Origin of the sequence: Dactylosporangium sp. CA-139114 (assembly GCF_050955725.1) — a bacterium.
Classification (GTDB): domain Bacteria; phylum Actinomycetota; class Actinomycetes; order Mycobacteriales; family Micromonosporaceae; genus Dactylosporangium.
In genome coordinates, this window is record NZ_CP192080.1 from 7,045,112 (window position 1) to 7,059,810 (window position 14,699).

Below are 14,699 nucleotides of genomic sequence, written 5' to 3' on the forward strand. Positions count from 1 at the left end.
AACCGGCCAGAAGCCCCACGTCAACAGCGGCCACCCGGCCCGAACCCCAGCCACCACAACCAGAAACCGCCGGAGACCGGCCAGAAGCCCCAGGTCGACGGCGGCTACCCGGCCCGAGCCCCCGGGCACCGAAGCCGCGAAACCGACAATTCGGCTGGTAGCGTCGTGATCGATCACCCGGCGGCCCCGATGGGCGGCGGGGTTGGGAGGCTCCATGACGCACATCGCGGCACCAGGCCCAGGCCCAGGTCCAGGCCGCCACCGCCGCGAGCACTGGGTGCCGGTCGAGCGCCGGCTTCTCGGGCTGGACCGCCGCACGCTGGTGCCGGCCGGGCTGGTCGCGCTGCTGGTGGCCGTCGCGCTGGGGATCCTGCCGGCCGTCGACGCCGCCGTGCCGCTGCGCGACCCGGTGCGCGCCGGAGACGTCGTGCAGGTCGGCCCGGACGTGCAGTTCAGCCCGGCGGCCGGCGCGAACCTGGTCAGCGGGCTGCGCCGCTCCACCGGCGGCGCGGGCTATCCGAACCGGGCCTCGGTGACATACGAGGGCGCCCGGTTCACGGTGACCGCCGACCGCTACGACGGCACGCCGGCGCAGCTGCTGGCACAGATCCGCAAGACCGACGCGGGCCTGCGGGGCAACGGCGACCCGCGGGTGACCGGCACACCGGTGGCGATCCGCACCGGCTCGGGCCGGCGCGGGGTGGCCGCGCACCTCGCCGGGGCGCACGCCCGGGGGCTGGTGGCCGCGTTCGTGTTCGGCCGGACGGGGGTGGAGATCGAAGTGCTGGGCCCGGAGACGGCAGACGTCAGCTCCGCACCGGCGATCACGGGCATGATCCGCTCGGTGCAGCCGACGCGTGAAGGGCAGCCGGCGCAGGACGGAGGGAGCGCATGAGCATCGCGGCGCGGCAGGCGGCGATCGAGCGGACCGGGTGGGGCAACGGGTTCAGCCTGTGGCAGCCCCGCAACGCCTGCTTCTGGGTCTACGCCGGCGTGGTCGGCTACGGTCTGCACTACGCGTACGACCTGGTCGGCTCGCAGGTGCGCGTGTACGGGCCGGCCCTGGCCACCGGCTGCGGAATCTTCGCGGTCTACGGGCTGCTGCTGTGGTGGTTCACGGCCCGCATCGACCGCTACTCCCGGCAGCCGCGCGGCCTCGTGATCGCGGGCTTCGTGTGGGGCGGTCTCGGCGCCACCTGGACCATCGCCGTCCACGCCAACACCAGCATGCTGCACCTGTACCAGAAACTGCTCAGCCAGGAGTTCTCCCTCGACTGGGGCGCCGGGCTGACCGCGCCGGTCTTCGAGGAGCTCGGCAAGGGCAGCGGCGTGCTCCTGCTGATGTTCCTGGCCCCGCGCGTGGTGCGCACCGCCTACGACGGCTTCATCCTCGGCGCGTTCACCGGCCTGGGCTTCGAGGTCGTCGAGGACGTCCTCTACGCGCTGCGGTCCGCGCCCGACGAGTTCGGCAGCCACCAGCTCGCCACGAGTCTGCACACCGACGTCCTGCGCCTGCTGACCGGCTTCACGTCGCACATCCTCTACAGCGCCGTCTTCGGCGCCGGCCTCGTCTACCTGCTCGGGACGCCCGGGCAGCGGCGGCGCCCGGTGCTCGGGCCCGTCCTCATGCTGACCGCCATGGTGCTGCACTTCCTGTGGGACTCCACCACCGTGCTCAGCGGCGGCGACGGCCTGGTCGTCATCGTGCTGATGGTGGTCATCTCCCTGGCCGCGATCGCGATCGTCAGCACCGTGTTCCACATCGCGGTGCGCCCGGAGCGCGACGCCATGCGGGCGGTCATGCAGCCCGAGGTAGACACCGGCGTGCTGACGCCCGCCGAGCTCGACGCGCTGGCCGGCGGCTGGCGGCAGCGCCACCGCTACCGTGCCGCGGGCGGCCTGCGGGACCGCCGGCGCCGGCGGCACCGCCTCGCGGCCGCCCACGACCTCGCCGACCAGATCGCCGCGGCCGGCGGCCACGACACGAGCCGGGTCCGGCTCACCCGGTCCGGGCTGGCCCGGCTGGCGTTGCCGAGCCGGGAAGGCCCCTGAGCGAGACGCGCAGCTCGTCCGGGACGGCGAAGTACTGGTCGGGGCGATCGACGATCGGGGCCGAGAGCCCGTCCTGGGACACGCGGGCCAGGCGCAGCAGGAACGCCGCGATCCCGGCCGCGCCCTGCATCCACGTCGTGCCCGGCGGCAGCAGCGGCTCCTCGATGCGGTACTCGACGAAGCGCCAGTAGCGCCCGTCGACGGCCCGCGACACCAGGGCGTCGCCCATCGTGCGGGCGCCGTCGAGGTACTCGGCGTCGCCCAGGGACTGGGCCGCGTCCAGCAGGATGTCGCCGACGCCCGCGGTGCCGCAGCAGCGCCCGTCGTTGTCCCAGAAGCCCGGCCGCAGCCGCTGCGGGATGCCCGAGGTGAGCGTCGAGCGCAGGCAGCGCCGCCGCAGCTCGGTCACCGTGTGGTCGCCGATCGACGGCACGCCCGCGCGGGCCAGGGCGGCGAAGACGTGCGAGGTGCCGGCGGGCCCGTGGCACCAGGTGAAGGTCACCGGCTCCACCTCCCGCTTCGAGCGCGGAATGGTGTGCTCCACGACGAACCCGCCGTCGGACAGGTCGGCGATCGCGAGGAGATGCCCGGCCCCGCGCCGGGCGGCGTCGGTGCGGCCGGCCAGGGCCAGCGCGGCGGCGACCCCCGCGGTGCCGTGCGAGAAGTTCGGGCTGCTCGACGGGTAGCCGGGCTTCATCCGCCAGTCGAGCCCGCCCTCGGCCTCCTCACCGGCCTCGGCGAGGGCCGCGGCGGCCGACGGGCGGCCGAGCCCCAGCCAGGACAGCGTGAGCAGCACGCCCGCGGTGCCGGAGATGACGTCGTGGTACTCCGGCGACGGCAACGACAGGATGCGCGCGACGGCGACCGCCTCCGAGCCGGGCGCCAGGAGCCGCAGCGCCGTCACGTCCCCGGCCAGCCCGTCGTAGAGCGAGACGTCCGTGCGCGACGGGACCTCCCGGGAGAGCCGCGCGACGATGCCGGCGGCCAGCTCCTGCTCGGCCGCCGTGAGCGCGCGATACTGCCGGATCTCCGCGAGCACCGGCGCGAGCCCGGCGATCCCGGCGTAGAGCGAGTCCCGGTCGTCGGCCATGTCGCCGGGCACGGTCGTGGGCAGCCAGGGCCCGTCGCACCAGCGCACCTGCTCCAGCACCCACGCCCACGCGGCCTCGCCCAGCGCACGGTAGTCGTTCACCGGACGGACGGTACCGCATCCGGGAACAGGCGATCGAAGACCGCGCTCCGCTCGAACGCCATCGCGTAGGCCCGCGCCCGCGTCTCCCGCTCCGCCCGTTCGGCCGGCGGCATCTCCAGCACCACCCGGTCGAGCGCCGCGGCGAGCCCGTCCACGTCGAAGGGCTCGACGATCACGGCGGTGTCGCCGACCGCCTCGCCGGTGCCGCCGGTGAGCGTGGTGACCACGGGTCCGCCGCCGGCCAGCATCTTCTCGGTCAGCGCGATGCCGAACGTCTCGACGAAGTCGGGCTCGGGCCGGGTCGGCAGCGCGTACGCCGCGCAGCCCCGCATGAGCAGCGGCTTCTCGGCGTCGTCGACGTCGGTGAGGAACACGATCCGCTCGTCGCCCGCGGCCAGGGCCCGGATCTCCTCCAGGGCCGGGCCGGTGCCGGCGACGACGAGCTTCACGGCGGGGCGGCAGCGCATGCGCCGGTACGCCTCCACGAGGTCGTGGATGCCCTTGGCCCGCGCGACCCGGGACAGGAAGAGGATGTACCCGTCCCGCTCCAGCCCGCGCCGGGCCAGCGCGCGGTCGACGGCGGCGGGATCGAGGTCGAGGTAGGCCGAGGCGTCGATCGGCGGGTAGCCGATGGTGACCCGCAGCCGGCACTGCTCGGCGAAGCGGGTGCCGCAGCGGGCGTCGACCTGCTCGGCCGCGGCGACGATCTCGTCGCGGGTGTACTGCGACACCGCCACCAGCTCGTCGTTGCCCAGGAACGTGGTGAACAGGGCGATCGCCGCGCCCATCCGCCCGTCGCGCAGGCAGGAGCGGATCACGTTGGTCACGTCGGAGCCGACGGCCTTGGCGACCGTGCGCACGTCCGGGTTGAAGCCGGCGGCGCGCACGGCCGCGACCGCGTCGGTCACGACGGTGGCGTGCGGGACGAGGTACATGGACAGGCAGGTGGTCGGCACCGGCTCCAGCAGCAGCTCGGTCAGCCGCCCGGTGAGCCCGGCGAGGTACCGGCCGTCGGGCACCCGGTAGTCGCCGACCGGCTCCGGCCGCTCGACGGTGATCCCGGGGCTGTAGGGCAGCAGCCGGTCGAGCGGCTTGAGCGGCAGCCCGGCCGCCTGCAGCGCGCCGATCGGCCACGTGAGCAGCCGGACGTCGTCGAAGCCGCGCTGGAGGGCGACCTCGGCGAGGTTGCGTGCCTCGCCGGAGTGGCCGCAGATGACCGGGTCCGCCCGGACCACGATGACGAGGCGGCGGTTGATGTACGTCACCTGGTCTCCTTCGCTGCGAGTACGCGGTCGGACGCCGACGGGGGCCGGTGCCGGCGGTCGCGGCCCCACCCGGAGGGCTCCGGGCCGAGGCGCACGTGCAGCCGGCCGCCCCGATGGATCTCGGCGGCGCTGATGTGGGTGGCGTCCAGCGGCTTGCCGTTGAGGCTCACCGACTGCACGTACTGCGGGGCCGGGTCACCGTCGAGCCCGTCCGCGCCGATGGGCGTCGATCGGTGGCCGCTGGTCTCCACGATGAACTCCCGGTCGCCGACGCGCACGGCGGAGCGCTCGAAGGCGGGCGCGTTGATCAGGAAGAGGTTCTGCCCGGCCACCGGGAAGAGCCCGAGCGACGCCCAGACGTACCAGGAGCTGAGCCCGCCCGAGTCGTCGTTGCCCGGCAGCCCGCCCGGCCCGGTGCCGAACTGCCAGGTGAGCGCGGCCTGCACGATCTCGGCGGTCCGGTCGGGGCGCCCGGCGTAGTGGTACGCCCACGGCGCCTCCATGTCGGGCTCGTTGTTGAGGCCCTCGAACCGGTTCAGCGCGTAGCCGGCCAGCATCTCCGCGGGCGGCGGGCGGCGGCCCGGCCGGGTGACCGGCGGGGCGCCGAAGCCGAAGAACCGGTCGAGGTTGCCGACGAACTCCTCGTCGCCGCCGCCGAGGGCGATCCGGGCGGCCATGTCGTGCAGCAGCCGGAACGAGTAGTTCCACTTGCCGCCCTCGTAGAACTCCGAGTCGCGCAGCAGGCCGGTGACCGGGTCGAAGGCGTTGATCCAGTGCCGGCTGCGCCGCTCGAGGTCCTCGGCGAGGTGCACGTCGTTGAGGGCGCGGGCCACCTTGGCGGTGCAGTGGTGGGCGTAGGCGAGGTCGAGGGTGTGGCTGATCGGGTGCACGATGCCGTGCTCGAAGAAGTCCTCGCCGTACATCCGGCGCAGGTCGTCGACCATGTGCACGAGCGCCCAGTTCCAGTCCAGCGGGGCCGTGCCGAGCGCGTGGGCGTCGGCGAGCACGGTGTGGGCGAGCGCGCTGGCCTGGCGGAAGAAGCGGTCGGCGCCGCGGGCCATGCGGTAGCCGATCGGGAAGTTGCCCTCCTCCTCGCAGACCCGGATCAGCGACTCGAGCAGGTCGGCCGAGCGCTCGGGGGCGACCGCGGCCAGCAGCGGCAGCTGCGTCTTGTAGATGTCCCACATGGTGCAGACGTCGAACGCGAACGGGCCGGAGCTCGGCCAGAACGGGCTCTCGTCGTCGGCGAAGCACGGCTTGATCAGGGAGTGGTACATCGCGGTCGCGAACACCGTGCGCCGGGCCGGGCTGCCGCCGTCGACCCGCACCCGCCCGAGGTGCTCGCGCCAGCGGTCCTGGGTCGCGTCGCGCACCCGGTCGAACGCGTCGCCGGCCGGCCCGCACTCGCGCTCCAGGTTGCGGGCCGCCTGGTCGCAGCCGCGCAGGGAGAAGCCGAGGCGGATCTCGACCGTCTGGCCGGCCCGCGTGGGGCCCATGAACAGCATGCCGAACGGGCGCAGGGTCGTGTGGCGGATGCTGTCGAAATCGAGACGTGTCCCGCCGTCGATGAGGCGGCGGTCGTACCACAGCATCTGCCGCCAGCCGCGGCTCACCACCTCGGCGTGCACGGAGAGGGGCACCCCCTCCATGTCGACCGTGCCCTGCACCCGGCCGTGGCCGAGGCTCTCGGCCTGCGCGCGCAGCGGCACCGTGCGGCCCAGGTCGATGGCGAGGCCGCCGCAGGACAGGTCGATGACGATCCGGGCGCTGCTGCTCTCCGGGAAGGTGTACCGGTGCACGGCGACCTTCTCGCCCACGGTGATCTCGCAGCGCACGCCGGTGCCGAGGGTCGCGGCGTAGTACCCGGCCTCGGCCACCTCGTCGCGCAGCGGCCAGGCCTCGCCGAGCCCGTCGAGCTGCTGCACCATCGGGGTCACGCGCACGTAGTTGTAGTACTTGCGGATCGCGCCGGTGCCGGACTGCTGGAAGTGGGTGAACCCGGAGGCCTGGAGCCGGTCGAAGAGCAGCTCCGGCACCCCCTCGGTGTTCTTGGCGTACCGGCCGTAGCCGGTGGGGTACGCCCCGGAGTACGCACAGGCGGAGACCATGCCCAGGGGCGAGGTGGCACCGGGGTGCGTGTTGCCGACCTGCGGCTTCGGCCACCACCAGGTGCCGGCCAGGCCCCGGGCGGGAGGCAGGTCGGTCGCGGCGGTGCCGATGAAGGGATCGATGTCGTCGAAGATGACGGGACACTACCGCCCGCCGCCGCGAGCTGGGTTTCATGGAGATGAAACTTCAGCCCGCGGCGGCGTGGAGCGGGTCGCGGATCAGCCGCCGGTGAACGACGGGGTGGTGCCGCACTTGGCCTTGGCGTCGAGGCACACCTTCACGAGCGGGCCGAGGTTCTCGGGCTTCCACGCGTTCATGAAGTCGCCGTGCATCGAGGAGGCCATGCCGGAGGAGAGCGCCAGCCCGTCCCCGCCCAGCGAGTCGTAGTTGACCATGAAGGACAGGTTGGGGATCGCGACCGGGTAGTCGCCCTGGCACTTGCCGTTGACCGCGTTGCCCATGTGCGACTTGTGGTCCGGCGAGTCGATGTGCTTGCCGTCCCAGCAGTCGGCGAAGGTCAGCTGGAAGATGAGGTTGCCGCCGGCCGCGCAGACCGGCCAGTTGCCGTCGGCGCTGCGGCCGACCTCGGCGCTGCCCGCGCACCAGAACTGCCCGTTCGCGCCCTTCGGCGTGGCGACCTGGCGCTTGGCGTCACCGGAGATCATGACCAGCCCGGGCGGGAACGGCATCGTGACCGACGGGTCGGGCAGGCGCGACCCGTAGTACACCCGGAAGCTCTTCATCTTGACCGGCTGGCCGTTCTTCTGCAGCTGCGGCACCCAGTAGGCGCTGTTGTCGCCGGGGGCGTTGCAGTTGGTGGTCGCGCCGAACAGGTCGGCCGGCTTGCTGGTCGCGGTGACCTTCGGGCCGAAGAAGGTGTGCATGTGCGACGCGCCCGCCAGGCCCGGGAACACGATCGGGTCGTCCGGCGCCTCGCCCGACACCGAGCAGTCGGTGTGGAACTCCGAGACGCGGGTCGTGCCGGCCGGGACCGGGAGCTGCTGGAGCTTGTTGAACGCCGCGACCTGCTGCTGCCAGGCGGCCTGGTCGACGTCCACCCAGCCGGCGGTGCCGGTGCCCGTGCCGCCGGTGGGGGTCGGGTTGCCCTTGGTCGGCGACGGCGCGGCGGTGGTGGGCGGCGCGACCGTGGCCGTGGCCGGCGGGCGGCCGCCGCTGCCGAGCGTGAACCAGTTGATGTTGACGAAGTCCCACTGCTGGGCGCTCTTCATGACCGCGACGACGGTCTGCTTGCCGGCCGGCACCGAGGTGGCCGTCGCGGTGACGGTCTTCCACGACTGCCAGTTGCCCGTGTACGCCACCGGGAACGTGGCCAGCAACTGGCCGGTGGGCGAGCCGAGGTGCAGCTCGATGGAGCCGCCGGCCTTGTTCTGGGCGGCGATGCGGACGCTGAGGTCGGAGCCGCCGAGCGTCACGTTGTCGTACTGCAGCCAGTCGCCGTCGGCGAGCCAGCCGACATTCTTGCCACCGCCGGTGTCCGCGGTGTTCTCGGTCTGCGCGCCGGACTGGGCCGAGAAGCTCTCGGCCTCGAGTTTCGGCGCCGTGTTCTCCTGCGCGCTCGCGGTCGCCATGTAGACGCCGCCGGCGCCACCGGCCACGGCGACCGCGGCGGCCGCGACGAGGACGCGGGTTCTCAGGCGGGTTCTCGCATTGGGCATGTCGATCCTTCTCTGCCGGCTCGGGTGCCGCGGCCAGTATTCAAAGGGCTCGCATGCGCATTCAAGAGACCAAAGGAAAACTTAGAGAGCGCTCTCTGGAAGATCGTTGTCAGGCCCCATGACCCGACTCGATTACGTTTTTTGCCAAGTCCGTTCTTAAATCTTCTTTAGCGACGGTACGTGTACGCGCGAGAGCGTTCAGCGAGAGATCTCGACCCCTTGCACCCCGTCGAGCCGCCGCAGCGCCTCGGCGATCGCGGACAGCGAGGTGTCGTTGTCCCCGCGGGCGGTGAGCACGATCGACTGGTCGTGCCCGGCGTAGTCGATGCGCAGCACGTGCGCGGTCGGCAGCGTCCGCACCGCGGCCCGCTCGACCTCGTCCAGGGCGTGGTCGGGCGCCAGCGTCAGCGTGATCCGGATGCGGTGCCGGTCCGGCAGCCAGTTGGCCTCGGCCACCTTGAACAGCCACAGCGCGGCGAGCGCGACGGCGGTGACGACGACCGCGGCCCAGTAGAGCCGCAACCCGCTGGCCAGGCCGATCGCGGCGGTGACCCACAGCGAGGCGGCCGTGGTCAGCCCGCTGATGTTCACCCCATCCTTGAAGATCGCGCCCGCGCCCAGGAACCCGATGCCGGTCACGACCTGGGCGGCGATCCGGGTCCGGTCGGTGCCGAGCTCGAAGCCGGCCACGGTGAACAGCGCCGCGCCGACCGCGACGAGCATGTGGGTGCGCAGGCCGGCCGGCTGGGCGCCGATCTCGCGCTCCAGGCCGACGACGGCCCCGAGGAGCAGGGCGAGCAGCAGCGGCGGGATGACGGTCCAGTCCATGACATCTTGTACCGTCACCGGGCCGTTCCCGCCACTCAGCCGCCGGGGCAGGTGTTGGTGCCGCCGCTGAACACGACGCACTGCCGCCCCCGGGTCGGCTCCGGCTCGGGGGTCGCCAGCTGCCGGGAGCCGTTGAGGCTCAGGATGATCGCGGGCAGCACGGTCACCCCGGCCACGACGAGCGCGACCTGCGGCAGCCGGGCGACGCGCAGCAGGGCCGCGACCCCGGCCACGACGAGCGGCCCGGCGATGAGCACCCCCGCCAGGACGAACTCGAGGCGGCCGGTGACCGGGTCCGGCCCGGCGACCTCGACCACGCGGGCCAGGACGTCCCGGGTCAGCAGCGCGACCGCCGCCAGCCAGAGCACCCCGAGCCCGGCCGGGACCGTCCAGCGCGCCGCCATGACGGCAATCTAGCCGATCGCGGCCGATCCCACGGCCCGGCCGGGGATCACCGACAGCTCCAGGGTCGCGGGCAGCTCGGCGACGCCGGGGCCGCCGGCGTCCACCCACCGCACCACGTCCGCCACGATCTCCTCGGCCAGCACCAGGCCGAACCAGACCGGTCGGGCGCCCGCGCGGCGGGCGGCCGGGGCCGGGTGCACGACGAGCACGTTGGACTGCTCGCACACGTCCAGGCACAGGCTCGTGCGGACCCGGTGGCGCGGCGCGAGCGCGGCCCGCAGACCGTCGAGCTGGGCGGTGTGGTCGACCCCCGGATGCTTGGCCGCGCTGCCGCAGCAGCAGTCGCGGCAGACGGTCAGCGTGCACCCGGTGTCGTCGTCGCTCACGCCCCCACGGTAGCCGGGGCCAGGGCGGCCTCGATCACGACCGCCTCCACGTCGCGCGCGCACCGCTCGATGACGGCGGGGGCATAGCGGTGGGTGTCGCCCCACAGGCTGAAGGCGATGCGCCCCGGCTCGTCCTCCAGGTGCAGGTAGAACGTGCCGTCGTAGGTGTCCTCGCGCACGCCCCAGCGCACGCTGCCCTCGGCCTGGGCGGCGCGGATCGCCCCGGCCGTGGGCGGTTCGCCGGCGGGGTCGTCGGTGCCGCGGCGGCGGTCGTTGAGGTAGCACGACCAGGCCTCCAGGTCGCGGCCCGCGGCGGCACCGTCGAAGTAGCCGTGCTTGAAGGCCGCGAGCATCGCCGCCCACGACCGCGCGACGACCTCGTCGAAGGGGGCGTCGGTGCCGAGCACGCAGAGGCCGAACTGCCGCAGGCTCGTGACCGCCTCCGCGAAGCCGGGCCGGAACCGGTTGCTGACCACGATCCGCACCGCGGCGGTCGCGATGCCGGTGGCGCGGGCCAGGGCGGTCGCGTACGCCGCGAGCAGGATCGGACCGGAGGCGAGGCCGGTGCGGGCGGCGACGGCGCGCACGGCGAGGGCCAGGGCCGGCGAGGAGCACACGACCTCCCAGTGCCGCGGCGCGCCGAGGCCGGGATCGGCCGGCTCCGGGTGCGGGGGCGGCGGGACGCGGTCGAGCTGGCGCTCCCAGTGCCGCAGCGCCTTCTCGCTGCGGCGCAGCGCGGCGGTCTCGCGCTGCCGCGCGGCGAGCTCCAGCGGCCGGACCCCCAGCACCGGCGCCGACGGGTCGGCGAGGTTCGCGAGGTCGCGCACGATCGCGTCGATGCCGAAGCCGTCGACGAGGACGTGGTAGTACATGAGCACCACGTGCGTCGGCCGCTCGCCGTCGACCACGACGCCCATCCGCACCGGCCACTCGCCGAACGGGTCGAAGTGCGTGGTCTGGTAGCGCACGCGCAGCGCCTCCGCCGTGAGCGCCGCGTCCGCCCCGGCCGCGACGAGCTCCATCGCGATCTCGCCGGACCGGTGCACCTCCTGCCGCGGCGGCGTGTGCGCCCCGGTGCTCACCAGACGCGTGCGCAGGGCCTGGTGCCGGCTCACGATGAAGCGCAGCAGGCCGGCGAGGTGCTCGACGGTCTCGCCCGGGGCGGCCGGCACCGTGCCGCCGATGTTCATCGTCCGGCCGGTGCGCCGCATGAGGTCCCAGACGTCGCGCTGCCCCCAGGTCAGCTCCTCGACCCCGCCGCCGTCGCCCGCGAACGCCACCACGATCTCCACGCGGGCGAGTGTCCCGCCGCGCCCGGACCGGCCGTCAACGCCCGGCCCCGGGGCCGGGCATCGGCGCTGGTCGGACCTGAAAGTTTCGCGGGCTGACCCCCCGGGCGGGCCGCTTTTGCGCCGCAGGTCCACGACGAGCGGGCTCCCGCGGCGAGCCGCTCCACCAGGACGACGACGTGCGAGGGGCGCCGGGCGACGTGCCCGGCGCCCCTCACGACGACGAGGCGGTCACGCCAGGTCGGCCGTCATCACCTTGTTCCACGCGGCCACGAAGTCCGCGACGAACTTCTCCGCGGCGTCGTCGCTGGCGTAGACCTCGGCCAGCGCGCGCAGCACCGAGTTCGAGCCGAACACGAGGTCGACGCGGCTCGCGGTCCAGCGCACGGCGCCGTCGTCGGAGCGGCCCTCGAAGGACTCCTCGGTGTCCGAGGTCGGCGTCCAGGTGGTGCCGAACTCGAGCAGGTTGACGAAGAAGTCGTTCGACAGCACGCCCGGGCGGTCGGTGAAGACGCCCTGGGCCGAGCCGGCCGTGTTGGCGCCCAGGACGCGCAGGCCGCCGACGAGCACGGTCATCTCCGGCGCGGTGAGGCGCAGCAGCTGGGCGCGCTCGATCAGCAGCTGCTCGGCCGGGCGGCTGTGGCCCTTGCCCAGGAAGTTGCGGAAGCCGTCGTGCGTCGGCTCCAGCACCGCGAAGGACTCGACGTCCGTCTGCTCGGCGGTCGCGTCGGTGCGGCCGGGCGTGAACGGCACCTCGACCTCGACCCCGGCGGCCCTCGCGGCCTGCTCGACCGCCGCGGCGCCGCCGAGGACGATGAGGTCGGCGAGCGAGACGCGCTTGCCGCCGGCGTTGAACTCCTGCTGGATGCCCTCGAGCGTGCGCAGGACGCGGGCCAGCTGGTCGGGGTCGTTGACCTCCCACGCGTTCTGCGGGGCCAGGCGCACCCGGGCGCCGTTGGCGCCGCCGCGCTTGTCGGTGCCGCGGAACGTCGAGGCCGACGCCCACGCGGTGGCGACGAGCTCGGCCACGGACAGGCCGGAGCCGAGGATGCTCGCCTTGAGCGCGGCGATGTCGGCCGGGCCGACCAGCTCGTGGTCGACCGCCGGCACCGGGTCCTGCCAGATCAGCGGCTCGGCCGGCACCAGGGGGCCGAGGTAGTTGCGCAGCGGGCCCATGTCGCGGTGGGTCAGCTTGAACCAGGCCTTGGCGAAGGCGGCCGCGAACTCCTGCGGGTTCTCGTAGAAGCGGCGCGAGATCTCCTCGTACACCGGGTCGACGCGCAGGGCCAGGTCGGTGGTGAGCATCATCGGCGCGTGGCGCTTGCCGGCGTCGTGCGCGTCGGGCACCAGGTCACCGGCGGCCGGGTCGGTCGGCTTCCACTGCTTGGCCCCGGCCGGGCTGGTGGTCTGCTCCCACTCGAAGCTGAACAGCGTCTCGAAGAAGCTGTTGTCCCACTTGGTCGGCGTCGGCGTCCAGGCGCCCTCGAGGCCGCTGGTGATGGTGTCGCCGCCCTTGCCGGAGCCGTAGCCGTTCTTCCAGCCCATGCCCAGCTCCTGCAGCGGAGCGGCCTCGGGCTCGGGGCCGACGTTGCCGTCCGGCGACGCGGCGCCGTGGGCCTTGCCGAACGTGTGGCCGCCGGCGATGAGCGCGACCGTCTCCTCGTCGTTCATCGCCATGCGGCGGAACGTCTCGCGGATGTCCCGGGCCGCGGCGAGCGCGTCGGGGTTGCCGTTGGGGCCCTCGGGGTTGACGTAGATCAGGCCCATCTGCACCGCGGCGAGCGGCTTCTCGAGCTGGCGCTCGCCGTGGTAACGCTGGTCGCCGAGCCAGGTGTCCTCGGTGCCCCAGTTGATCTGCTCCGGCTCCCACACGTCGGCGCGGCCGCCGCCGAAGCCGTAGGTCTCGAAGCCCATCGACTCCAGCGCGCAGTTGCCGGCCAGCACCATGAGGTCGGCCCAGGAGAGCTTCTTGCCGTACTTCTTCTTCACCGGCCACAGCAGCCGGCGCGCCTTGTCCAGGCTGGCGTTGTCGGGCCAGCTGTTGAGCGGGGCGAAGCGCTGCTCGCCCGAGCCGGCGCCGCCGCGGCCGTCGGTGATGCGGTAGGTGCCCGCGCTGTGCCAGGCCATCCGGATGAACAGCGGGCCGTAGTGGCCGTAGTCGGCCGGCCACCAGTCCTGCGAGGTCGTCATGACCTCGGTGATGTCCGCCTTCACGGCGGCGAGGTCGAGGCTGGTGAACTCGGCCGCGTAGTCGAAGTCGCCGCCCATGGGGTCGGCGGCGGGCGAGTTCTGGTGCAGCACGCTCACGTCGAGCTGGTTGGGCCACCAGTCCTTGTTGGACCGGGCCTTCGGCGGGCGGACGGGCGCCTCGCTCGAGATGAGACCGTTGCTGTCACTTCCCACGGTGTTCTCCTGGGGCTCGGAATCCGGCGCGAAAGTCGCGTGATAGGCAGTACGAAAGACGCTCGGTAGTCTCCCGGGTTTTCTGGAATGAGTCAAGAAAACCCGCCGACCCGCCGCCAGGCCAGCACCGAGCACAACGCGAACCCGAGCGCGTTGGCAACGCCGTGGGTCGCGACCATCCACGACAACGACAGGCGGGGCACGGCCGTCACGTGGCCCACCGCCCAGTCGAGCGCGAGCAGCATGGTCACGGCGAGCACCGCGGCCGACACGGCCAGCAGCGCCCGCGTGAGCGGATCCGCGGTGGCGGGCCGCACCGCGCGCAGCGTGACCCACGCGGCGAGCCACATCCCGGCCGTCAGCACGGCGGCCCCGGCGAGCTCGACCCACTCCCCCACGAAGAAGCCCGCGAGCACCAGCCCGGTGCCCGCGGGCACGGCGAGCGCGGCGGTCCGCCCGGCACGATTGCCGCCGTCGAACGCGCTGACGAGCCCGGCCACGAGCGCCGCCGCGAACCCGGCGTAGTGGAAGTGCGCCTCGGTCAGCGCCAGCACGTCGAGGCGGAAGCCCATCAGCCGGTACCCCGCGCGCTCCGCCACCAGCGCGCTCGCCGCCACGGCGGGCGTGGCGAGCGCCGTGCACGCCGCGACGCCGAGCCGCGGCCGGGCGCGCGCGAGCAGCGCGAGCGCGACGAGGAGGTAGAGCGTGGCGAGCCCGGCCGCCACCGGCCCGCGCGGCAGCCAGAGCGAGACGGCGCCGGGCACGGCCCCCGCGAACCACCACGGGATCCGGCCGGCGGGCCACGCACCGGGGATCAGGCGCAGTCCCAGCGGCACCACCACGAGCATGCCCAGCCCAACCAGCGCGGCGACGAGCACGCGCGCCCACTCGGTCAGCCCCATGACGTCCTCCTCCATTTTGAACGTGTTCAACTTCCTCTCAGGAGACCACGATCGACGCTTGCGGTGACCCGGCTCGGGGCGGCGGACGGTGTGACGGTGATCGCGGCCGCCCTTGCCGGTGATCGGTGAGAAGCCCGGCGCCGGGGCCGGGCGAGGGGGCGCCCGGCCGCGGCGGCGACGATCGCCGCGGCA

Annotated in this window: 12 protein-coding genes; 2 read left to right on the forward strand and 10 right to left on the reverse strand. The window is 73.7% G+C overall.

All coding sequences use genetic code 11. From position 1 onward, the window contains the following. Positions 1–277: 277 nt before the first annotated feature. Both ACQP2P_RS31480 and ACQP2P_RS31485 read left to right on the forward strand, forming a co-directional pair. Positions 278–895 (forward strand): hypothetical protein, encoded by a 618-nt coding sequence (locus tag ACQP2P_RS31480; RefSeq protein WP_433606966.1) that lies wholly within the window; start codon positions 278–280, stop codon positions 893–895. After that, positions 892–2,052: a PrsW family intramembrane metalloprotease gene (locus tag ACQP2P_RS31485; RefSeq protein ID WP_433606968.1), complete on the forward strand. Its 1,161-nt coding sequence runs from the start codon at positions 892–894 to the stop codon at positions 2,050–2,052. Before ACQP2P_RS31480 ends, ACQP2P_RS31485 begins: the two co-directional genes overlap by 4 nt. On the opposite strand, the gene ACQP2P_RS31490 is transcribed toward ACQP2P_RS31485, so the two are convergent. From ACQP2P_RS31490 to ACQP2P_RS31535, 10 genes are all read right to left on the reverse strand, one after another. Continuing rightward, positions 2,000–3,244, reverse strand: coding sequence for a lanthionine synthetase LanC family protein (locus ACQP2P_RS31490; RefSeq protein ID WP_433606970.1), 1,245 nt, complete (start codon positions 3,242–3,244; stop codon positions 2,000–2,002). The two genes, ACQP2P_RS31485 and ACQP2P_RS31490, sit on opposite strands and share 53 nt — an antisense overlap. Next, entirely contained in the window at positions 3,241–4,509 is a 1,269-nt protein-coding gene (locus ACQP2P_RS31495; RefSeq protein ID WP_433606972.1) for a glycosyltransferase, read from the reverse strand. Before ACQP2P_RS31495 ends, ACQP2P_RS31490 begins: the two co-directional genes overlap by 4 nt. After that, entirely contained in the window at positions 4,506–6,752 is a 2,247-nt protein-coding gene (locus ACQP2P_RS31500; protein WP_433619337.1) for a GH92 family glycosyl hydrolase, read from the reverse strand. The genes ACQP2P_RS31495 and ACQP2P_RS31500 overlap by 4 nt, the downstream gene beginning before the upstream one ends. A gap of 84 nt (positions 6,753–6,836) precedes the next feature. Next, positions 6,837–8,294, reverse strand: coding sequence for a DUF1996 domain-containing protein (locus tag ACQP2P_RS31505; protein ID WP_433606974.1), 1,458 nt, complete (start codon positions 8,292–8,294; stop codon positions 6,837–6,839). Between the two features lie 198 nt (positions 8,295–8,492). Continuing rightward, positions 8,493–9,140 carry an MgtC/SapB family protein gene (locus tag ACQP2P_RS31510; RefSeq protein ID WP_433606976.1) on the reverse strand — a complete coding sequence of 216 codons (648 nt, stop codon included), beginning with the start codon at positions 9,138–9,140 and terminating at the stop codon, positions 8,493–8,495. A 17-nt stretch (positions 9,141–9,157) separates the two neighbouring features. Then, on the reverse strand, positions 9,158–9,526 hold the full coding sequence (locus ACQP2P_RS31515) for a hypothetical protein (RefSeq protein ID WP_433606978.1): 369 nt from the start codon (positions 9,524–9,526) through the stop codon (positions 9,158–9,160). A gap of 9 nt (positions 9,527–9,535) precedes the next feature. Beyond that, a complete protein-coding gene (locus ACQP2P_RS31520) occupies positions 9,536–9,886 on the reverse strand; it encodes a hypothetical protein (protein WP_433619339.1) in 351 nt (116 codons plus the stop codon). Between the two features lie 23 nt (positions 9,887–9,909). Beyond that, positions 9,910–11,205, reverse strand: a complete 1,296-nt coding sequence (locus ACQP2P_RS31525) for a condensation domain-containing protein (RefSeq protein WP_433606980.1) — start codon at positions 11,203–11,205, stop codon at positions 9,910–9,912. A 228-nt stretch (positions 11,206–11,433) separates the two neighbouring features. Further along, entirely contained in the window at positions 11,434–13,701 is a 2,268-nt protein-coding gene (gene katG, locus ACQP2P_RS31530; RefSeq protein WP_433606982.1) for a catalase/peroxidase HPI, read from the reverse strand. After that, positions 13,698–14,507 (reverse strand): YndJ family protein, encoded by an 810-nt coding sequence (locus ACQP2P_RS31535; RefSeq protein WP_433606984.1) that lies wholly within the window; start codon positions 14,505–14,507, stop codon positions 13,698–13,700. Before ACQP2P_RS31535 ends, katG begins: the two co-directional genes overlap by 4 nt. Positions 14,508–14,699: the final 192 nt, after the last annotated feature.